General features: G+C 71.2%; 19 protein-coding genes. 6 read left to right on the forward strand and 13 right to left on the reverse strand.

Annotation, left to right across the window (positions count from 1 at the left end; genetic code table 11):
- Nucleotides 1-27: 27 nt before the first annotated feature.
- From guaB to AQJ84_RS31030, 3 genes are all read right to left on the reverse strand, one after another.
- Complete coding sequence (gene guaB / locus AQJ84_RS31020; protein WP_053192635.1) at nucleotides 28-1,536, reverse strand: IMP dehydrogenase; 1,509 nt, start codon at nucleotides 1,534-1,536, stop codon at nucleotides 28-30.
- 155 nt (nucleotides 1,537-1,691) lie between these two features.
- Nucleotides 1,692-2,279, reverse strand: coding sequence for a sigma-70 family RNA polymerase sigma factor (locus tag AQJ84_RS31025; protein WP_030045231.1), 588 nt, complete (start codon nucleotides 2,277-2,279; stop codon nucleotides 1,692-1,694).
- A gap of 265 nt (nucleotides 2,280-2,544) precedes the next feature.
- Nucleotides 2,545-3,156 (reverse strand): response regulator transcription factor, encoded by a 612-nt coding sequence (locus tag AQJ84_RS31030; protein ID WP_003948568.1) that lies wholly within the window; start codon nucleotides 3,154-3,156, stop codon nucleotides 2,545-2,547.
- A gap of 381 nt (nucleotides 3,157-3,537) precedes the next feature.
- Between AQJ84_RS31030 and AQJ84_RS31035 the strand changes: the two genes are divergently transcribed.
- Nucleotides 3,538-3,867 carry a WhiB family transcriptional regulator gene (locus tag AQJ84_RS31035; protein ID WP_030045232.1) on the forward strand — a complete coding sequence of 110 codons (330 nt, stop codon included), beginning with the start codon at nucleotides 3,538-3,540 and terminating at the stop codon, nucleotides 3,865-3,867.
- A gap of 39 nt (nucleotides 3,868-3,906) precedes the next feature.
- Here AQJ84_RS31035 and AQJ84_RS31040 read toward each other — a convergent pair whose 3' ends face one another.
- Nucleotides 3,907-4,809: a LysR family transcriptional regulator gene (locus AQJ84_RS31040; protein ID WP_053192633.1), complete on the reverse strand. Its 903-nt coding sequence runs from the start codon at nucleotides 4,807-4,809 to the stop codon at nucleotides 3,907-3,909.
- Between the two features lie 80 nt (nucleotides 4,810-4,889).
- Between AQJ84_RS31040 and AQJ84_RS31045 the strand changes: the two genes are divergently transcribed.
- The 3 genes from AQJ84_RS31045 to AQJ84_RS31055 all read left to right on the forward strand — a co-directional run bounded on the left by AQJ84_RS31045 (nucleotide 4,890) and on the right by AQJ84_RS31055 (nucleotide 7,272).
- Nucleotides 4,890-5,558 (forward strand): MOSC domain-containing protein, encoded by a 669-nt coding sequence (locus AQJ84_RS31045; protein WP_053192631.1) that lies wholly within the window; start codon nucleotides 4,890-4,892, stop codon nucleotides 5,556-5,558.
- A gap of 98 nt (nucleotides 5,559-5,656) precedes the next feature.
- A complete protein-coding gene (locus AQJ84_RS31050; RefSeq protein WP_030045236.1) occupies nucleotides 5,657-6,430 on the forward strand; it encodes an SDR family NAD(P)-dependent oxidoreductase in 774 nt (257 codons plus the stop codon).
- A gap of 152 nt (nucleotides 6,431-6,582) precedes the next feature.
- Nucleotides 6,583-7,272 (forward strand): ester cyclase, encoded by a 690-nt coding sequence (locus AQJ84_RS31055; RefSeq protein ID WP_030045237.1) that lies wholly within the window; start codon nucleotides 6,583-6,585, stop codon nucleotides 7,270-7,272.
- 79 nt (nucleotides 7,273-7,351) lie between these two features.
- Here AQJ84_RS31055 and groL read toward each other — a convergent pair whose 3' ends face one another.
- From groL to AQJ84_RS31075, 4 genes are all read right to left on the reverse strand, one after another.
- Nucleotides 7,352-8,977 carry a chaperonin GroEL gene (groL, locus tag AQJ84_RS31060; RefSeq protein ID WP_053192629.1) on the reverse strand — a complete coding sequence of 542 codons (1,626 nt, stop codon included), beginning with the start codon at nucleotides 8,975-8,977 and terminating at the stop codon, nucleotides 7,352-7,354.
- Between the two features lie 113 nt (nucleotides 8,978-9,090).
- Nucleotides 9,091-9,399 (reverse strand): co-chaperone GroES, encoded by a 309-nt coding sequence (gene groES, locus AQJ84_RS31065; protein WP_003998759.1) that lies wholly within the window; start codon nucleotides 9,397-9,399, stop codon nucleotides 9,091-9,093.
- 281 nt (nucleotides 9,400-9,680) lie between these two features.
- Nucleotides 9,681-10,523: a polysaccharide deacetylase family protein gene (locus AQJ84_RS31070; protein WP_030045240.1), complete on the reverse strand. Its 843-nt coding sequence runs from the start codon at nucleotides 10,521-10,523 to the stop codon at nucleotides 9,681-9,683.
- Entirely contained in the window at nucleotides 10,520-11,440 is a 921-nt protein-coding gene (locus AQJ84_RS31075; RefSeq protein ID WP_078632446.1) for a polysaccharide deacetylase family protein, read from the reverse strand. Before AQJ84_RS31075 ends, AQJ84_RS31070 begins: the two co-directional genes overlap by 4 nt.
- Nucleotides 11,441-11,530: 90 nt before the next feature.
- On the opposite strand from AQJ84_RS31075, the gene AQJ84_RS31080 reads away from it, so the two are divergent.
- Nucleotides 11,531-12,703, forward strand: a complete 1,173-nt coding sequence (locus AQJ84_RS31080; RefSeq protein WP_053192627.1) for a THUMP-like domain-containing protein — start codon at nucleotides 11,531-11,533, stop codon at nucleotides 12,701-12,703.
- On the opposite strand, the gene AQJ84_RS31085 is transcribed toward AQJ84_RS31080, so the two are convergent.
- Nucleotides 12,704-13,969 (reverse strand): RNA polymerase sigma factor, encoded by a 1,266-nt coding sequence (locus tag AQJ84_RS31085; RefSeq protein WP_030045244.1) that lies wholly within the window; start codon nucleotides 13,967-13,969, stop codon nucleotides 12,704-12,706.
- 44 nt (nucleotides 13,970-14,013) lie between these two features.
- A complete protein-coding gene (locus AQJ84_RS31090; RefSeq protein ID WP_030045245.1) occupies nucleotides 14,014-14,370 on the reverse strand; it encodes a YciI family protein in 357 nt (118 codons plus the stop codon).
- A gap of 177 nt (nucleotides 14,371-14,547) precedes the next feature.
- Here AQJ84_RS31090 and AQJ84_RS44435 point away from each other — a divergent pair, with 177 nt between their 5' ends.
- Nucleotides 14,548-15,723, forward strand: coding sequence for a barstar family protein (locus AQJ84_RS44435; protein ID WP_051870297.1), 1,176 nt, complete (start codon nucleotides 14,548-14,550; stop codon nucleotides 15,721-15,723).
- 52 nt (nucleotides 15,724-15,775) lie between these two features.
- Here the strand turns inward: AQJ84_RS44435 and AQJ84_RS31100 are convergent, their stop codons facing one another.
- The 3 genes from AQJ84_RS31100 to AQJ84_RS31110 form a co-directional block, all read right to left on the reverse strand.
- Entirely contained in the window at nucleotides 15,776-16,831 is a 1,056-nt protein-coding gene (locus AQJ84_RS31100; RefSeq protein ID WP_030045247.1) for an LCP family protein, read from the reverse strand.
- 94 nt (nucleotides 16,832-16,925) lie between these two features.
- Complete coding sequence (locus tag AQJ84_RS31105; RefSeq protein ID WP_030045249.1) at nucleotides 16,926-18,290, reverse strand: endo-1,4-beta-xylanase; 1,365 nt, start codon at nucleotides 18,288-18,290, stop codon at nucleotides 16,926-16,928.
- Nucleotides 18,291-18,371: 81 nt separating this feature from the next.
- Nucleotides 18,372-19,421 carry a LacI family DNA-binding transcriptional regulator gene (locus tag AQJ84_RS31110; protein ID WP_053192625.1) on the reverse strand — a complete coding sequence of 350 codons (1,050 nt, stop codon included), beginning with the start codon at nucleotides 19,419-19,421 and terminating at the stop codon, nucleotides 18,372-18,374.
- Nucleotides 19,422-19,533 lie beyond the last annotated feature (112 nt).

Genomic DNA, 19,533 nt, shown 5'->3' on the forward strand with positions numbered 1-19,533 from the left:
TCGGTACGTCTCACGCGCGCGTGGGGGTCACTTGCTGCGGCTGTAGTTCGGCGCCTCGACGGTCATCTGGATGTCGTGCGGGTGGCTCTCCTTGAGGCCCGCCGACGTGATCCGGACGAAGCGGCCGTTGTCCTGGAGGTCCGGCACGGTGCGGCCGCCGACGTAGAACATCGACTGGCGCAGGCCGCCGACCAGCTGGTGGACGACCGAGGAGAGCGGGCCGCGGTAGGGCACCTGGCCCTCGATGCCCTCGGGGACCAGCTGCTCGTCGGAGGCGACGCCCTCCTGGAAGTAGCGGTCCTTGGAGAAGGACTTGCGGTCGCCGCGGGTCTGCATGGCGCCGAGGGAGCCCATGCCGCGGTACGACTTGAACTGCTTGCCGTTGATGAACATCAGCTCGCCCGGGGACTCCTCGCAGCCCGCGAGCAGCGAGCCCAGCATCACGGTGTCGGCGCCCGCGACCAGCGCCTTGGCGATGTCGCCGGAGTACTGGAGGCCGCCGTCGCCGATGACCGGGATACCGGCCGCCTTGGCGGCGAGGGACGCCTCGTAGATGGCGGTGACCTGCGGGACGCCGATACCGGCGACGACCCGGGTCGTACAGATGGAGCCGGGACCGACACCGACCTTGATGCCGTCCACGCCGGCGTCGATGAGGGACTGGGCGCCGTCCTTGGTGGCGATGTTGCCGCCGATGACGTCGACGCCGGTCGAGTTCGACTTGATCTTGGCGACCATGTCGCCGACCAGCCGGGAGTGGCCGTGCGCGGTGTCGACGACGATGAAGTCGACGCCCGCCTCGATCAGGGCCTGGGCGCGCTCGAAGGCGTCACCGGCCACGCCGACCGCGGCACCGACGAGGAGACGGCCCTCGGCGTCCTTCGCGGCGTGCGGGTACTTCTCCGCCTTGACGAAGTCCTTGACCGTGATCAGGCCCTTGAGGACACCGGCGTCGTCGACCAGCGGAAGCTTCTCGATCTTGTGCTTGCGCAGCAGCTCCATGGCCTCGACGCCGGAGATGCCGACCTTGCCGGTGACCAGCGGCATCGGCGTCATGACCTCGCGCACCCGGCGGGAGCGGTCCGTCTCGAAGGCCATGTCGCGGTTGGTGACGATGCCGAGCAGCTTCTTGCCGGGGTCGGTGACCGGCACCCCGCTGATGCGGAACTTGGCGCACAGGGCGTCGGCCTCGGCGAGCGTGGCGTCCGGGTGGACGGTGATCGGGTCGGCCACCATGCCGGACTCGGAGCGCTTCACCAGGTCGACCTGGTTGGCCTGGTCCTCGATGGAGAGGTTGCGGTGCAGTACACCGACGCCGCCCTGGCGGGCCATCGCGATCGCCATGCGCGACTCGGTGACCTTGTCCATGGCGGCGGACAGGAGCGGGATGTTCACCCGCACGTTCTTGGAGACGTACGAGGCGGTGTCGATCTCGTCGGGAGCCATGTCCGACGGGCCCGGCAGCAGCAGCACGTCGTCGTAGGTGAGCCCGAGCGTCGCGAATTTTCCGGGCACTCCGTCGACGTTGGCAGTCATGACACCTTCCCCAAATGGCCTTGATCGGTGCGGATGTCCATGCTAACGGGAAGCGCGGCTCCCGAATTCCACGGTTCCGCGTGACCGCGGGCTTCGTATGTTCGTACGGAATCCGGCGAACGCCCGTTCATCCGCAGACGGGGCACGGGGAGTGGCTACTGCTCCGCCAGTGCCCGCAGCCTGCTCAGCGCCCGGTGCTGGGCCACCCGGACCGCGCCGGGTGACATTCCCAACATCTGGCCGGTCTCCTCCGCGGTGAGGCCCACGGCGATCCGCAGCAGCAGCAGCTCCCGCTGGTTCTCGGGGAGGTTGGCCAGCAGTTTCTTGGCCCATTCGGCGTCGCTGCTGAGCAGCGCCCGCTCCTCCGGGCCGAGCGAGTCGTCCGGCCGCTCGGGCATCTCGTCCGAGGGGACGGCCGTCGAGCCGGGGTGGCGCATCGCGGCCCGTTGCAGGTCGGCGACCTTGTGGGCGGCGATGGCGAAGACGAACGCCTCGAAGGGCCGGCCGGTGTCCCGGTAGCGCGGCAGGGCGAGGAGGACCGCCACGCAGACCTCCTGGGCGAGGTCCTCGACGAAGTGCCGGGCATCGCCCGGGAGACGGGACAGACGGGTGCGGCAGTAGCGCAGCGCCAGGGGGTGGACATGGGCGAGCAGGTCGTGCGTGGCCTGCTCGTCCCCGTCGACGGCGCGGTGGACGAGCGCACCGATCGCCCCTGGGGCAGTGCCCGCCTCGTCGTCGCGCATCGGTCCATGGTGCCTTGACCGCGTCCGTTCCGTGGCATCGCGCTGGTCGTTGTGCACTGAAGCGTTATGAGCAGGTGCGCCGGCACTCATCCCCTGCGCCCTCCCCTTCCGCTCGACCGAATCGTCCCCGAGGAACTCCACACCTCAAGGATGCGGCATCCGCGGCGAAACGAGCATCGGGCGCCCGGCCGGCCCCTCTGCCACCCCCGCCCACCGAGCGGCGGGCGGGGATTTCCGTACCCCCGCTACAACCCACGCGAGGGGCCTAGCGCACCAGGCCCCAGCGGAAACCGAGCGCCACGGCGTGCGCGCGGTCCGAGGCGCCGAGCTTCTTGAACAGCCGCCGGGCGTGCGTCTTGACGGTGTCCTCGGAGAGGAACAGCTCACGGCCGATCTCGGCGTTCGAGCGGCCGTGGCTCATCCCTTCGAGGACCTGGATCTCGCGCGCGGTGAGCGTGGGCGCAGCGCCCATCTCGGCGGAGCGCAGCCGGCGCGGGGCCAGTCGCCAGGTCGGGTCGGCGAGGGCCTGCGTGACCGTGGCGCGCAACTCGGCGCGCGAGGCGTCCTTGTGCAGGTAGCCACGGGCACCGGCGGCGACCGCGAGGGCCACGCCGTCGAGGTCCTCGGCGACGGTGAGCATGATGATGCGCGCACCGGGGTCGGCGGACAGCAGCCGGCGGACGGTCTCGACGCCGCCCAGACCGGGCATGCGTACGTCCATCAGAATGAGGTCCGAGCGGTCGGCACCCCAGCGGCGGAGGACTTCCTCGCCGTTGGCCGCCGTCGTCACGCGCTCGACGCCGGGCACGGTCGCGACCGCGCGGCGGAGCGCCTCTCGGGCAAGCGGGGAGTCGTCGCAGACGAGGACGGATGTCATGGCCGCCCTCCGCAGCTGATGCACGTCACCTTGAGCCTCCAGGCTGGTACGAAATCGTCACCTGTGCGGTCGACCGTCTCGGACGCCTGCCCGAGCCCTTGTTGCTTCAACCGCCTCCGCACTCTCAACGACGGTCACTCGAAAGAGTTACGGGGCCGTGTGCCATCTTCGGCACTCTACGTGAGGGCGCGGACACGGTGCAGACATGCGCGGCGTACCCACAACGTTTCATCACAACCCGTGCCCCATTCAGACCCTTTTCTTCCCATTTCCTGGTGTCTGAGGCTAGATTCGCAATGAGTCATATTTTCATCTCCTTAGATCGTAGATGTACGGTCGTGGACACCGTATCCGCCCAGAACGGCTACAAGGGGTCACGCAATGGCAGATTTCTCCCGCCTTCCCGGACCGAACGCGGACCTGTGGGACTGGCAGCTTCTGGCCGCCTGTCGAGGGGTGGACAGCTCGCTCTTCTTCCATCCGGAGGGGGAGCGCGGCGCGGCCAGGAGTGCTCGCGAGAACTCGGCCAAGGAGGTCTGCATGAGGTGCCCGGTGCGGGCGCAGTGTGCGGCGCACGCGCTGGCGGTCAGAGAGCCGTACGGCGTCTGGGGCGGGCTGACCGAAGACGAGCGCGAGGAACTCATGGGGCGGGCACGCCACCGGCTGGTGTCGGCTTCGGCGGCCGTCGGGGACGGCGCTTCGAACAACTGAAGGAACGTTTCTGCTAGACGGGCACGCGCACGCGTGCCCCTACTTTTTCCCCTGCGCCGCGCGTGCCAGCTGCTCCAGCGTCGCCGCCACCGCGGGCACCTGGGCCAGATCGGGCAGCGTCAGGGCGACGATCTCCCGCCGGACCGCCGGTTCCAGCGTCACGGTGGCCGCTCCCCGCGGGCGTACGGACTCGATCGCGAGCTGGGGCAGGACGGCGACTCCCAGTCCCGCACCCACCAGGCCCACGACCGCCGGATAGTCGTCGGTGGCGAAGTCGATGCGCGGGGTGAAGCCGGCGCTCTCGCACACCTCGACGAGCTGGCCGCGACAGCGCGGGCAGCCCGCGATCCACGGCTCGCCGGCGAGCTCGCCGATGGCGACGGACCGCGCGCGGGCGAGCCGGTGCCGTTCGGGTACGAGGGCGACGAGCCGGTCGCCGAGCAGGGGCCGTACGACGAGGTCGTCCCACTCCTCGGCGCCCGCCGCTCCCTCGTACCGGAAGGCGAGGGCCACATCGCAGTCGCCCTCGCGCAACAGACCGACGGACTGCGGCGGTTCGGCCTCCTCAAGGGAGACGCGGGTGCCGGGGTGCTCGGCGCGCAGGGCGGCGAGAGCGGTGGGGACGAGGGTGGAGCTGCCGCTGGGAAAGGAGACGAGCCGGACCCGGCCGGCCCGCAGCCCCGCGATGGCGGCGACCTCCTCCTCGGCCGCGGTGAGTCCGGCGAGGATCCCGGCCGCGTGCCGCACCAGCGCCTCGCCCGCCTGCGTCAGGCGCATCTCGCGCCCGGTGCGGACGAGCAGGGGCGTGCCGACGGACGACTCCAGGGCCTTCATCTGCTGGCTGACGGCGGGCTGGGTGCAGCCCAGCTCGCGCCCGGCGGCGGAGAAGGATCCGGTGGCGGCGACGGCACGCAGGACGCGGAGATGACGGGCCTCGATCACTCGTCGAGCATAAGCGGACCTTGGGGAGCCCGCCCGATATCCCGTCGACGCTTTGGGGTGTGGTCACCTAGCGTGCGGCCATGAGACTTCTCTCGGTGAATGTGGGCCACGCGCGGGCCGTCGCGTACACGGACCAGCCTCAGGGCCTGACCGGCATCGACAAACAACCGGTGGACGGGGCGGTGCGGGTGGCCGCCCCCGGACCGAAGGGGGCCGGGGGGAGCGGGCTGGCCGGGGACACGGTGTGCGACAGGCGGCACCACGGCGGCGACGACCAGGCCGTGTACGCGGTGGCGCGCGAGGACCTCGACGACTGGGAGCGGGAGCTGACGCGCCCGCTGGCCAACGGCGTCTTCGGGGAGAACCTCACGACCGAAGGCGTCGACGTCTCCGGCGCGCTGGTCGGCGAGCGCTGGCGCGTCGGCTCCGAGGTGGTGCTGGAGGTCAGCAGCGGGCGGATCCCCTGCTACACCTTCCAGGGTCACATGGGTGAGCGGCGGTGGGTGCGGCGCTTCACGCAGAAGGGGGCGTCGGGCGCGTATCTGCGGGTGATCGAGCCGGGCGAGATCCGTGCCGGGGACCCCGTGGAGATAGTCCACCGCCCCGACCACGACGTGACGGTGGCCCTGTTGTTCCGGGCGATCACCACCGAGCGCGAGCTGCAGCCGCGGCTGTTGGCGGCGGGTGAGGCACTGCACCCGGAGGTACGGCGGTGGGCGCTGGAGTACGTGGCGAAGCACGGGGGCTGACGAGGGCTCACCGGGCCGCCGTCCACCAGTGCCTCACCGGGTAAGGAGGCCCTGTGCAGGGAGCGGACGGACGCGGTCCGGGTCATTAACCTTGCGCCATGACAACGGCTCTCATCACGGGTTCCACCGCGGGCATCGGCGCCGCCTTCGCGCGACGGCTGGCGGCGGACGGGCACAACCTCGTCCTGGTCGCCCGGGACACCAAGCGGCTGCGGGAACAGGCCACCGAACTGCACGACCGGCACGGCATCGAGGCGGAGGTCCTCACGGCCGACCTCGCCACGGACGACGGCATCGAATCGGTGGCCGCCCGGATCGGTGACCGCAGGAACCCCGTCGACCTGCTGGTCAACAACGCCGGCTTCGGCAACAAGGGCCGCTATCTGGACGTGTCCATGGCCGACGAGCTGAAGATGCTCAAGGTGCACTGCGAGGCGGTGCTCCGGCTGACCTCGGCGGCGGCGGAGGCGATGCGGGAGCGGGGGCGCGGCGGTGTGGTCAACGTCGCCTCCGTCGCCGCGTTCCTGCCGCGCGGGACGTACGGCGCGTCCAAGGCGTGGGTCGTGCAGTTCACGCAGGGCGCGGCGAAGGACCTGGCGGGCAGTGGCGTTCGGCTGATGGCGCTGTGCCCGGGGTTCGTCCGTACGGAGTTCCACGAGCGGGCCGGGATGGGGACGGACAACATCCCCGGCTGGATGTGGCTGGACGCGGACAAGCTGGTGGCGGCGGCGCTGGGGGATCTGGCGCGCGGGAGGACGGTGTCGATTCCGGACCCCCGGTACAAGGCGCTGATGGGGATGGTGAAGGTGGTGCCGCGAGGGCTGCTGGGCGGGATCAGCTCGCGGACCGGGCGCAAGTACGGGCCGCAGTAGGGGGAGGTGGGATTCCCCCATGCCGCGCCGGTGCCCTGACCGGCTCCCCTCGGCGCCCGGCGTCCTGGTACCGGACGGACGGGAGGCGCCGAAGCGGCATGGTGGGAAGATGGTGGTGTCCGACCGGACTCAGGGGGGCCGGAGGCGGTGTCATGACATTCGTGCAGCTCATCGACTGCAGGACCAGCCGGTTCGACGAGATGAACCGGCTGATGGACACGTGGGTAGAGCAGACCAAGGGCAAGCGGACGGCGACGCACAGTCTGATCGGCAAGGACCGGTCGGACGCGTCGCACTTCGTCGAGATCGTGGAGTTCGCGTCGTACGAGGAGGCGATGCGCAACTCCGGTCTGCCGGAGACGGACAAGATCTTCCGGGAGATGGTCGCCCTGTGCGACGAGACGCCCACCTTCACCGATCTGGACGTGGTGCGGGACGAGCAGCTCAACTGCGTGGTGGCGCGAGGGTTCTTCGAGGAGGCCGGACGGGCCCGGACGGAGCAGCTGTTCGAGCGGTTCACGGACGACTACGTGGACCATGATCCCGCCAACCCGGAGGACCTCGGGCTGCGTGGGGCCCGTGCGGAGTACGACGGGTGGCGGCGGTCCTTCGACTTCTCCTTCCAGGTGGACGACCAGCTCGCCGAGGGGGACCGGGTGTGCACGCGGTGGACGTGGAGCGGGCGCCAGACGGGCGAGTTCCTGGGGATCGCGTCCACCGGGCAGCAGGTCTCCATGACCGGGACGACCTGGCACCGGTTCCGGGAGGGACGGATCTGCGAGGGATGGTGGCAGTACGACCGGGCCGGGCTGATGGAGCAGCTGGGGGTACTCGGCCAGTGACCCGCGAAGGGGAAAGCCCCCGCTCCCTGACAGGGAGCGGGGGCTTCTTCGTGCGTGCCTCTTCAGGCAGGCGCGTGCCTCAGTGGGAGTGCCCGTGGCCGTGACCGCCCGCGGCCGGCTCCTCCTCTTCCTTCTTCTCGACGACCAGGGTCTCGGTCGTGAGGAGGAGGGAGGCGATGGAGGCGGCGTTCTCCAGGGCGGAGCGGGTGACCTTGACCGGGTCGATGACGCCCTGCTTGACCAGGTCGCCGTACTCGCCGGTGGCGGCGTTGAAGCCCTGGCCCTTGTCGAGCTCGGCGACCTTGGAGGTGATGACGTAGCCCTCCAGGCCGGCGTTCTCGGCGATCCAGCGCAGCGGCTCGACGGCGGCCTTGCGGACGACCGCGACACCGGTGGCCTCGTCGCCGGTCTTGCCGAGGTTGCCCTCGAGGACCTTCACGGCGTGGACGAGCGCGGAGCCACCACCGGAGACGATGCCCTCCTCGACCGCGGCGCGGGTCGCGGAGATGGCGTCCTCCAGACGGTGCTTCTTCTCCTTGAGCTCCACCTCGGTGGCGGCGCCGACCTTGATCACGCACACGCCGCCGGCCAGCTTCGCGAGGCGCTCCTGGAGCTTCTCGCGGTCCCAGTCGGAGTCCGTGTTCTCGATCTCGGCCTTGATCTGGTTGACGCGGCCCACGACGTCCTCGGAGTTGCCGGCGCCGTCGACGACGGTCGTGTCGTCCTTGGTGACCGTGACGCGGCGGGCGGAGCCCAGCACCTCGAGGCCGACCTGGTCGAGCTTGAGGCCGACCTCCTCGGAGATGACCGTGGCGCCGGTGAGGACCGCCATGTCCTGCAGCATCGCCTTGCGGCGGTCACCGAAGCCGGGGGCCTTGATCGCGACCGCGTTGAAGGTGCCGCGGATCTTGTTCACGACCAGGGTCGACAGGGCCTCGCCCTCGACGTCCTCGGCGATGATCAGCAGGGGCTTGGAGGCGCCCGCCTGGATGACCTTCTCCAGCAGCGGCAGCAGGTCCTGGATGGAGGAGATCTTGCCCTGGTTGATGAGGATGTAGGGGTCCTCGAGGACGGCCTCCATGCGCTCCTGGTCCGTCACGAAGTACGGCGACAGGTAGCCCTTGTCGAAGGCCATGCCCTCGGTGAAGTCCAGCTCCAGGCCGAAGGTGTTGGACTCCTCGACGGTGATGACACCGTCCTTGCCGACCTTGTCCATCGCCTCGGCGATGAGCTCGCCGACCTGGGTGTCCTGGGCGGACAGACCGGCGACGGCGGCGATGTCGGACTTCTCGTCGATCGGCCGGGCGGTCGCGAGGAGCTCCTCGGAGACCGCGGCGACGGCCGCGTCGATGCCCTTCTTCAGCAGCGCCGGGGAGGCGCCCGCGGCGACGTTCTTCAGGCCCTCGCGTACGAGCGCCTGGGCGAGCACGGTGGCGGTGGTGGTGCCGTCACCCGCGATGTCGTTGGTCTTGGTCGCCACCTCCTTCACCAGCTGGGCACCGAGGTTCTCGTACGGGTCCTCGATCTCGACCTCGCGGGCGATGGTGACGCCGTCGTTGGTGATGGTGGGAGCGCCGAACTTCTTGTCGATGACGACGTTGCGGCCCTTGGGGCCGATCGTCACCTTGACCGTGTCGGCAAGCTTGTTGACGCCGCGCTCGAGGGCGCGACGGGCGTCCTCGTCGAACTTCAGGATCTTCGCCATGGAGCGTGAGCCCTCTCGGAAATCTAGGTGAAAAGAAACTGCGCCCCGGGCGCCCGGCTTGTCATTGGTCGGGGATGCCAGGGGCGCAGCTCAAAGCAGATGCTTCGGGTGAACTACTTCTCGATGATCGCGAGCACGTCGCGAGCCGAGAGGACGAGGTACTCCTCGCCGTTGTACTTCACCTCGGTGCCGCCGTACTTGCTGTACAGCACGATGTCGCCGGTCTTCACGTCGAGCGGAAGACGCTCGCCGTTCTCGAAGCGGCCCGGGCCGACGGCCAGGACGACGCCCTCCTGGGGCTTCTCCTTGGCGGTGTCCGGGATGACCAGGCCAGAGGCGGTGGTCTGCTCGGCGTCGAGCGGCTGGACCACAATGCGGTCCTCGAGCGGCTTGATGGCAACCTTGGAGCTGGTGGTCGTCACGATCCGACCTCCCCCTTCGGAGATCACGGGGTTGACTGTCTGAGGTGGCGACCAGGTCGATCCGTCGTCGCGGGTGCCGGACCTGCCCGTCGCTAGTTGGCACTCTCCAGGGGGGAGTGCCAGGGCCGAGACTATGACTGCGATTAGCACTCGGTCAAGCGGAGTGCCAATCCCGTGCGGCGCGGCGCCGAGGTTTTCGCTCCGGGGCCGGTCGGACGGCCTGTCGGACGGCCCGTCGGACAGCCGGTCGGACAGCCGGTCGGACGGTCTGATGGACGGCCCTAGAGATAGTCCTCCAGACGTCCCACGGTGAGCCCGCCGCGCTGGATCTCCCGCAGCAGCCGCGTCGTGCGTTCCGTGAGGGTGGGGCCGGCCGGCTCGCCCGACGGCACCGAGACGATGTCGCCCGCCCGCAGCCCGCGCTCCCCCTCCGTGAAGGTCAGCCCGCCGCCCCGCGCCGACGCCCGCCACAGGACGACCGCGGCGAGGCCGCAGTCACGGGCGGCCCGGAGCGTGGTGGTGTCGTACGTGCCGTAGGGCGGGCGGAAGAGGCGGGGGCGGACGCCGAAGCGGGCGCGGAGTTTGTCCTGCTGGCCGCAGATCTCGGCACGCTGGCCGGCGTACGGCAGGCCGCGCAGCGCCGGGTGGTCGAGGGTGTGGTTCTGGATGCTCGCGCCGACCGACCGCAGGCGGGCGAAGTGGCCGTACCCCGGTCCGACGACGCTGTCCGTGAGGAACATGGTGACCGGCAACCGCAGTTCACGGACCAGGTCGACGAAGTGCGGATCCTTCTCGGCGCCGTCGTCGTAGGTGAGGAAGACGACCCGGTCGGGGGTGCGGACGCGGTCCAGAACCGGCAGGCGGCCCGGCCCCGGCGGGCGCAGGGCGGAGGGCCTGGCGGCCGGTTTCGGGGCCGGGGTCAGCGGCGCCGCGAGCCCCCAGCGGCGGTACGGCCGCTCACCCGCGCCCTCCGGGCCGTACGACCCGCCCGCCCCGCCGGGGCCGTACGACCCCGTCCGCTCGGCCGCCTCGCCACCGGGCCGTGCGAGGGGGCCGCCGGACCAGGCGCAGCCGGTGAGGAGGACGGCCGCGAGGGCGGCGGCCAGGAGGCCCTGCCGTGTCACAGGTAGTCCTCCAGGCGGGCCACGGCGTATCCCTCCTCCGTGATCTTGTTCAGGAAGCGGCGGACCATGTCGGGCATGGTGCCCTTCCAGTCCTCCCGGCCCCGGAAGTGGCTGAGGACGATGTCGCCGGGACGGATCTTCCGGTCCCACTCGCGGTACTCCCACCGGTCGACGAAGACCTCTTCGTTCCAGATGGGCGCGTACCTGATCCCGCAGGCCCTGGCGGCGCGCAGGGTGTCCTCGTTGTAGTTGCCGAAGGGCGGGCGGAAGAGGGTGGGGCGTTTGCCGTAGCGCTCCTCGATCACGTCCTGCATGCCGCAGATCTCGCGCTTCTGGCGGGCGTACGACAGTCCGGGCAGGTAGGGGTGGCGCAGGGTGTGGTTGTTCAGGGTGACCCCGCCGGCCTGCATCTTCCTGAAGTAGCCGTAGTCCTCCTTGACCAGGTAGTCGCTGAGGAAGGCGGTGTACGGGATCTTCAGCTCGCTCATCATCCGCAGGAACGCCGGGTCCTTCTCGGCGCCGTCGTCGATGGTGAGGAAGACGACCTTCTGGCGGGTGGGGACCGTGGTGAAGACCGGCGGGAGGCTGTCGTGGCCGTCCACCTCGAAGCCCTCGCGGGTGGTGATCGTCGGCTTGACGGCAGGGGGGCGCGGAGGCGTGAGCGGGACCTTCTTCAGGCCCCAGCGCTTCGCCGCCGCGACCAGGGCCCGGCGCTGGGCGCGCCGTTCGGCGGCCGGTTCCGCCTTCCGGGCCTCCTTCCGCGCCTTCTCGCCGGCCTGCTGACCGGCGGCCGGGCGCACCTCGGAGTCGCCGCCCTGCGTACAGCCGGAGACGAGCGCGACGGCGGCGAGCACGGCCAGGCCGCCTCGCACTCCCGAAAGAGACCGGTTCTTGTCATTTTGTCCTACTGTCCGCATGGTGCCGGATCCTCGCAGGACGCTTTCGCGAACCCGGGCCGACACCGCCGCCTGAGGCACACCATCCACCGACTGGCCCACAATGACCCGGTGAACGACCTCGCTCCCCTCCTCACCCCCGAGGGCCGCGCCCTCCTCGACGCGGTGCGCCACACCGCCCCCGCCGACGAACTCGCCGTCGCCACCCGGCTGCGCCGCGAGCACCCGGCCGAACTGGTGTCGGCGGCGCTCGGCCAGGCGAGACTGCGCCGGCGGGCGGAGGTGAAGTTCGGGGCCGAGGACGCCGGGCGGATGTTCTTCACGCCCAACGGGGTGGAGCAGTCGACCCGGGCGAGCGTGGCCTCGTACCGGGCGGCGCGGCTGAAGGAGCTGGGCGTGACCTCCGTGGCCGACCTGTGCTGCGGGATCGGCGGGGACGCCATCGCGCTCGCCCGGGCCGGTATCAGGGTGCTCGCCGTGGACCGGGACCCGGCGACGGCGGCGGTGGCGCGGGCCAACGCCGCCGCGCTCGGGCTCACCGGCCTCGTCGAGGTGCGGGAGGCCGACGTCACCGAGGTCGACACGGCCGCCTACGACGCCGTGTTCGTCGACCCGGCCCGCCGTGGCGGCCGCGGCCGCATCTTCGACCCCGAGGCCTACTCCCCGCCGCTCTCCTGGGCCGTCCGGGCCGCGCGTACGTCGTCCGGCGCCGCCGCCCTGAAGGTCGCCCCCGGCATCCCGCACGAGGCCGTGCCCGCCGAGGCCGAGGCCGAGTGGATCTCGGACGGCGGGGACGTGAAGGAGGCCGTCCTGTGGTTCGGCACCGGGGCGCCGGGCGGCGTACGGGCGACCCTGCTGCCCGGCCCGCGCACGCTCCTCGGCCGGGGTCTGCCCGACCCCGGGGTCCGTTCCGTCGGCCGGTACCTGTACGAGCCCGACGGCGCCGTCATCCGCGCCCACCTGGTCGCCGAGGTCGCCGAGGAACTGGACGGCGGCCTCGTCGACGAGACCATCGCCTACGTGACCTCCGACGAACTGCGGCCGACGCCGTACGCCTCCGCATACGAGATCACCGACCGGCTCCCTTTCAACGTCAAGAAGCTGAGGGCCCTGCTGCGGGAGCGCGAGGTCGGTGTCCTGACCGTGAAGAAGCGGGGCTCGGCGGTCGAGCCGGAGGAGCTGCGGCGCAAGGCGCTGCCCAAGACCCACGGCCCGAACTCGGCGACGGTGTTCCTGACCCGGGTCGCGGGGGCGCCGACCATGCTGCTCGGGCACCCCGTCTGATCAGGAACCGCCCACCTCGCGCGCCCGCCGCAGCAGCAGTTCCCGCTCCCGCTCGTTGCGGGTGAGCTCCGCCGCCCGCAGGAACTCGGCGCGGGCCTCCGCCGGGCGGTCCAGCCTCGACAGCAGGTCGCCCCGCACGCTCGGCAGCAGGTGGTAGTCCCGCAGGGACGGTTCGGCGCGCAGCTCGTCGACGATGTCCAGTGCAGCCTTCGGACCCCGGGCCATCGACACGGCGACCGCCCGGTTGAGTTCGACGACCGGCGAGGGGGCGCGGGCGGCGAGCAGGCCGTAGAGGGTGGCGATGCTCGCCCAGTCGGTCTCCTCGTAGGAGTGGGCCGTCGCGTGGCAGGCGGCGATCGCGGCCTGGAGGGCGTAGGGGCCCGGGGCGCCGGCGGACGTGGCGTCGGCGCGGCCGAGGGCGGTGATGCCGCGGGCGATGAGCATGCGGTTCCAGCGGCTGCGGCTTTGGTCCTTGAGCAGGACGGGCTCGCCGTCGGGTCCGGTGCGGGCGGCCGTGCGGGACGTCTGGAACTCCAACAACGCGGTCAGGGCGTGGACTTCGGGTTCCTTCGGCATCAGCCCGGACAGCACGCGGGCCAGCCGGAGGGCGTCCTCGCAGAGGCCGGGGCGCACCCAGTCGTCGCCGGCCGTGGCGGCGTAACCCTCGTTGTGGATGAGGTAGATGACGTCGAGGACGGAGCCCAGGCGGGCCTCGCGGTCGGGGCCGTAGGGGACCTCGAAGGCGATGTTCCCGGCGGCCAGGGTGCGCTTGGCCCGGACGATGCGCTGGGCGACCGTCGACTCCGGTACCAGGAAGGCGCGGGCGATCTCGGGTGTGGTCAGGCCGCCCAGGAGCCGCAGGGTGAGGGCCGTGCGGGCCTCGGCCGACAGGACCGGGTGACAGGCGGTGAAGACCAGGCGGAGCAGGTCGTCGTCGATGTCGTCCGGGTCGGCGGGCTCCTCCGGCGGGGCCGCGTCCGACAGGTCCCGGCCGATCTCGGCCAGCTTGCGGGCGTAGTTCTCCCGACGCCGGACGAGGTCGACGGCGCGGCGGCGGGCGGTGGCCATGAGCCAGGCGCCGGGGTTGTCGGGGACGCCGTCGCGCGGCCACTGCTCCAAGGCCGCGACCAGGGCGTCCTGCGCCAGCTCCTCGGCGATGCCGACGTCCCGGACGACACGGGCGACGCCCGCGATGATGCGGGGGGACTCGATCCGGAAGACGGTCTCGACGGCTCCGCGCGGGTCGGCGGTGGGCTGTGGTGTCACAGCCCACCATCAGACACCCGTGGAGGCCTGCCGCCAAGGAACGGTCAGCCCTCGGCGATCTGCCGCACCTCGCAGGTCACCGTCCAGTGCTCCTCGTGCACCTTCAGGAACCGCTTCGTCCACTCGATCGCCTCGGCCTGGTCCTTGGCCTGGATGATCGCGTAGCCGCCGACCACCTCCTTGGACTCCGTGAACGGCCCGTCCGTGACGGACAGCTGTCCGCCCTCCCAGCGCACCCGGTTGCCCTGCGCGGTCGGTGTCAGCCCGGCGGTGTCCAGCAGCACCCCGGCCTTCGTCATCTCCTCGATCAGCTCCCCCATCCGCTGCATCAGCTCTGGGCTGGGGCCCTCGGCGGGGGCGGAGGACTCGTCGATCTGGACCAGGGAGAGATAGCGCGGCATGGTGCCCGCCTCCTCGTGTCGTGGGCCCGGGCTGTTCCCGGCCTCTCACCCCTGCGTCGATCGGGAGACACCGGGATCGACAGGCTCGACGGATCTCTTTCGGGAAATCTTCGGGAGGAGATCCGCAGGCGGGAAAACCAGGTCGTGATCCGCGGGCCACCGGGGTTGAATGGCCGGATGGATCCGTGGCGCGAGCGCTGGAGCTGGGGACGCGGGACGCCCCTGGGATACGTCCTCACCACGAACGACACGCACGCGCCTCTCGTGCGCTGCTCCGACGTGGAGGGCCTGTTCGCCGACCCGCCGACGCCCCCGCGCGAGGAGCTGGTGCTCTACGAGTGCGCACCGCTCGACGCGCTGCGCGACGCCGTGTCGGCACCGGCGGGCACCCGCGTCGGCGACCTGTGGATCATGATCAGTCTCAAGGGCGACCGGGCGTACGACTGGACGTACGACCTGGTCGACGTCGTGATCCTCCAGCAGCGTCCCAGCCCGGACGCGCCCGGTCTGGTCGACCTGATCGTGGAGGCCGGGGTGCGGCCGCCGGAATGGGACTTCGGCGATCTGTCGGCGTCCCGCCAGGAGCAGTTGCACTTCGAACTCTTCGGCCCGGACACGGCGGACAGGGCGAACGCGGCGGACGCCGACGCGTCCTACGGGTCCTGTGCGGCGATACCGAGGCTCTTCGCCCGCCGGCCGGACCGCAGGTGGGGCGAGCTGCGTCTCGTCGGCTGCGAGCCGGACGCTCCGTTGCTCGCGCCGGAGCGCACCGGGTACGTGGGGACGAGGCTGCTGGCCCTGGACCGGACGGGCCGGGTGATGGCCGAGCGCGGGCTCGGTCTGTGCGTCCGCGGCGCCGAGCCGTCGACGCTCGGCGGGGACCTGTGTGACGTGACGGTGGACGCCCGCGTCCGCGACCGTCCGCCCGCCGCCTTCGAGTCGGTGTGGAGGCTGTGGCGGGACGACCGCGCCGCCGCCCCCAACGAGTGGGCACCGCTGACGGGGAACCTCAGACGCGAGTGGCTCCAGCTCACCCGGAAGACCGCCGGAGCCGATGTGCGGGGCGGCGAGTACCACCTCGACGGCCGGTTCGTCACCGACGCGCAGGGCCTGCACTGCGCGATCGGGGAGGCGGTCAACGGCCCGGGCGGCTACTACGGGCAGTGCTGGCACTCCCTCGGCGACTGCCTGGACGGCGGGTTCGGCGCGGTGCCGCCCTTCACCCTGGTCTGGCACGACTACGACGTGGCCCACCGGGCGCTGACCGGCGACCGGCTCTCGAACGACACCCCCTACCTCCAGGCGGTCGTGGAGCGCCTGGAGAGCTGGGGTGTCACGGTCGTACGGCAGTGAGCCCCACGGCGACCGGACGGGCCGGCGCTCACCGGGGCGCCGCCCCCGTGGCTCAGCGCAGCGTCTCCCACAGCTCGCTCGCCTCGGGCTCGTCGGCCACCACCCGGTTCGGGTTCGAGGGGGCGGTCACCACCGGCATCGTGACCGTCTCCACCTGGTCCGCCGACAGGCCCTTGAGGCTCTCGCCGAGGCGCGTCAGCTCGGTCAGGGAGTCGAGGCCGGTGTCGGTGGTGAGGCTGCCGGTGACCGCGTCGGCGACCCGGTACAGCCTGGCGGGGTCGGAGAGCAGGTCGGTCGAGGAGATCTGTTCCAGCAGCGCCTTCACCAGCTTCTGCTGGAGGCCGATCCGGCCCAGGTCGCTGCCGTCGCCTATGCCGTGCCGGGTGCGGGCCAGGGCCAGGGCCTGCTCGCCGTCCAGCTCGTGGGTGCCGGCCTTCAGCTCGAGGTGGCTGTCGGCGTCGTCGATGTCCTCGTCGGTGGTGACGGTGACGCCGCCGAGCGCGTCGACGAGCTTCGCGAAGCCCGAGAAGTCGATCTCGACGTAGTGGTCCATGCGTACGTCGGTGAGGGACTCGACGGTCTTGACCGCGCACACCGCCCCGCCCACCGAGTAGGCGCTGTTGAACATGGCGCCGTACGTCACCGCCGTCGACCTCCCGGAGGACAGCGGGCAGGACGGCCGGGTGACGAGCGTGTCGCGCGGGATGCTGACCACCCTCGCCCGGGTACGGCCCGCGTCGAGGTGCACCACCATCGCCGTGTCGGAGCGGGCTCCCTCGCTGTCACCGCCGCCGAGTGCCTGGTTCTCCTCGCCGCTGCGCGAGTCCGAGCCCAGGACCAGGATGTTCAGGGCCTCGGTGGGCAGGGGGGAGGCCGTCGCGGAACCGGACGGGGCCGGCGTCGTCACGGCCTTCGCGGGGCGGTCGTCGCCGAGCGCGTTGTTGATGTCGACGCTCTTGATGTTGCCGTTGAGGTGCCAGTAGGCCCAGCCCGCCGTGGCGGTGCCCAGCACCAGTGCGCCCGCGAGGGTGAGGCCGGCGGCCTTGAGCGCTCTCGACCGCCGGCCCCTGCGTCTGCCCTCGTCGCCGTTCTCGTCATGTCCGGTCACGGGGAGGAACGTAAGTGCGGATTATTAGGAGAATGTTAGGGACGGCGGCAGGAGACGGTTTTCTTCGGAAAATCTCACCTTTCTCAGGACCGCCTCACCCCAGCGTCACCACCGGCACCGGATTGCTCCCGCTCCACGACCCGTTGAACCCGAAGGTCACCGAACCGCCGTCCGGCACCGTCCCGTTGTAGGAGGCGTTGGAACAGCTGACCGCGGAGCCCGTCTGGGCGCAGGTCGCGTTCCAGGCCTGGGTGACCTGCTGGCCCGCGCCGAACGTCCAGCCGACCTTCCACGACGACAGCGCGGCCCCCGAGCAGGCGATCCTCACCTGTCCCGTGAAGCCGGTGTTCCACTGACTGCTCACGCTGTAGGTCGCCGTGCAGGCGCCGGTCGGGGGTGTCGTGGTGCCGCCGAGGGCCTCGGCGATCGCGGCGTACGCCGGTTTCGGCGCGTAGTTCTCGTCGTACGGTGTCGCCGCGCCCTGCCCCGGGAAGGTGGACGGGATCCAGGAGTCGGAGTCGGTGAAGCCCCACACGGTGACGCCGACGCACCGCGCCACCGCCACGCAGGCGGCCATGACGGCCTTGTAGTCGGCGGCCTGCCGGGTCAGCTTCGTGCTGTCGGACGGCAGTTGCATCCGGATGTCCAGCTCGGTGATCGCCACGTCCACGCCGAGGTCGGCGAAGCGCTGGATGTTCTGCTGGAGCGTGGACGGCACCTGCCCGAGGATGAGGTGCGCCTGCAGCCCCACCCCGTCGATCGGGACACCGCGCTCCTTCAGGGACTTGACCAGGTTGTACAGGGCGGTGCTCTTCGCGTTGACGCCCTCGACGTTGTAGTCGTTGATGTACAGCTTGGCGGCCGGGTCGGCGGCACGGGCGGCGGTCAGCGCCTGGGCGATGTAGTCGGCACCGAGGCCGTTGTACCAGAGGGTCTGACGGTAGGTGCCGTCCTCGTTGAACGGCTCGTTGACCACGTCCCAGGTGGCGAGCCGGCCCTTGTAGCGGCCGACCTCCAGCGCGATGTGGTCGTTCATGAGCCCGCTCAGCTGGGCCGGGGTCCAGGTGCCGTTCGTCAGCCAGCTCGGGTTCTGGCTGTGCCAGACCAGGGTGTGGCCGCGTACCTGCTGGCCGCTCGCCTCGGCGAAGTCGACGATCTGGTCGGCCTCGGCCCAGTCGAAGGTGCCCCGGGTGGGCTCGACCGAGCCCCACTTCATGGCGTTGCCCGGGGTGAGCGCGTTGAACTCGCGGGCCGCGATCTCGCCGTACGTCCCGGTGAGCTTGGATCCGGTGACCGCCGTGCCCATGACCTTGCCCTTGGCGGCGGCCAGGTCGCGCAGTGGGGCGTCGGCGGCGTGCGCGGTGCCCGCCAGGGCGCCGGTCAGGGCGGCACCGGTCATGGCCGCGCCTGTCAGCAGGGCGGTCAGGCGTACACGTAACGAGGATCTGGAGGTTCTCATTGCGGGGCCTCCGAAAGTTTCGGTTGTGCAACCGATTGACTTCGGAGGAGTGTGGGGGTGCTCACCCCACCCGTCAATACCTCAGCTTCCGGCCACGGCCGTACTGCTGCGCACCACGAGACTCGTCGCGAGCTCCACCCGGGTCGCCGCCGGGGTGCCCTCCTCGCGCCCGAGGTCGAGGACCAGCTTCGCGGCCGCCTCGGCCATCTCCATGAGCGGCTGCCGTACGGTCGTCAGCGGCGGACCCACCCAGGGCGCCACGGGCAGGTCGTCGAACCCGACCACGCTCAGGTCCTCCGGGATCCTGAGCCCCAGCTCGCGCGCGGCCTCGTACAGCCCGAGCGCCTGGAGGTCGTTGCCGGCGAAGACGGCGGTGGGCCTGTCCGGGCGGCGCAGCAGGTCCAGGCCGCACCGGTAGCCGGCCTCGTGGTGGAAGTCCCCGGCCACGATCAGCTCGGGGTCGACCGGCAGGCCGGCGGTCTCCAGGGCGGCCCGGTAGCCGTCGATGCGGGCGCGGCTGCACATCATCCGGGACGGTCCGCTGATCGCGCCGATGCGGGTGTGGCCGAGATCGACGAGGTGCCGGGTCGCGGCGAGCCCGCCCTGCCAGTTGGTGGCGCCGATCGAGGGCACGTCGGCGCCCGGGTCGCCGGCCGGGTCCATCACCACGAACGGGATGGAGCGGCTGTTGAGCAGGGCGCGCTGGGACTCGTCGAGCCCGGACAGCACGAGGATCACGCCGTGCGGCCGCCGGGCGGCGACCTGGTCGGCCCAGGTGCGCCCGGGGGTGAGCCGGCCGGCGCTCTCACTCAGCACGACGCTGAGGCCCGCGTCCCGGGCCACGTTCTCCACACCCCGGATGACCTCCATCGCCCAGGCGCTCTCCAGCTCGTGGAAGACCAGGTCGATCAGCGGCGAACGGCTCGCCTCCGCGCGCCGGCGCCGATAGCCGTGCGCGCGCAGCAGGTCCTCCACACGGCTGCGGGTCGCCGGGGCGACATCCGCACGTCCGTTGAGGACCTTCGAAACTGTCGGCGCCGAGACGCCGGCCTCTCGGGCGATCTCGGCAAGCGTGGCGGTCTGCTGGGACCGTCCTGCCGTCCGGGTTTCACCGGGCTCCGGGGGTGTCATGGCGGCGATCGTATCCCTGCGCGACCTCTTGACGAACCCCTCTCACCGCCCTAGGTTCCCAAAACATTCGACTTATGCACCGAAACATTCGCGAGAGGGCCATCGACCCCGA

Origin of the sequence: Streptomyces resistomycificus, from assembly GCF_001514265.1 — a bacterium.
GTDB lineage: Bacteria > Actinomycetota > Actinomycetes > Streptomycetales > Streptomycetaceae > Streptomyces > Streptomyces resistomycificus.

Coding starts and splice junctions, on each gene's coding strand:
- AQJ84_RS31025 (WP_030045231.1), bottom strand. CDS start 2,279: ATGCGCGACGACGAGGCGGGCACTGCCCCAGGGGCGATCGGTGCGCTC.
- AQJ84_RS44435 (WP_051870297.1), top strand. CDS start 14,548: ATGGATCCGTGGCGCGAGCGCTGGAGCTGGGGACGCGGGACGCCCCTG.
- AQJ84_RS31075 (WP_078632446.1), bottom strand. CDS start 11,440: ATGCGGACAGTAGGACAAAATGACAAGAACCGGTCTCTTTCGGGAGTG.
- AQJ84_RS31055 (WP_030045237.1), top strand. CDS start 6,583: ATGACATTCGTGCAGCTCATCGACTGCAGGACCAGCCGGTTCGACGAG.
- AQJ84_RS31110 (WP_053192625.1), bottom strand. CDS start 19,421: ATGACACCCCCGGAGCCCGGTGAAACCCGGACGGCAGGACGGTCCCAG.
- AQJ84_RS31090 (WP_030045245.1), bottom strand. CDS start 14,370: ATGCCGCGCTATCTCTCCCTGGTCCAGATCGACGAGTCCTCCGCCCCC.
- AQJ84_RS31045 (WP_053192631.1), top strand. CDS start 4,890: ATGAGACTTCTCTCGGTGAATGTGGGCCACGCGCGGGCCGTCGCGTAC.
- AQJ84_RS31105 (WP_030045249.1), bottom strand. CDS start 18,290: ATGAGAACCTCCAGATCCTCGTTACGTGTACGCCTGACCGCCCTGCTG.
- guaB (WP_053192635.1), bottom strand. CDS start 1,536: ATGACTGCCAACGTCGACGGAGTGCCCGGAAAATTCGCGACGCTCGGG.
- AQJ84_RS31030 (WP_003948568.1), bottom strand. CDS start 3,156: ATGACATCCGTCCTCGTCTGCGACGACTCCCCGCTTGCCCGAGAGGCG.
- AQJ84_RS31035 (WP_030045232.1), top strand. CDS start 3,538: ATGGCAGATTTCTCCCGCCTTCCCGGACCGAACGCGGACCTGTGGGAC.
- AQJ84_RS31050 (WP_030045236.1), top strand. CDS start 5,657: ATGACAACGGCTCTCATCACGGGTTCCACCGCGGGCATCGGCGCCGCC.
- groL (WP_053192629.1), bottom strand. CDS start 8,977: ATGGCGAAGATCCTGAAGTTCGACGAGGACGCCCGTCGCGCCCTCGAG.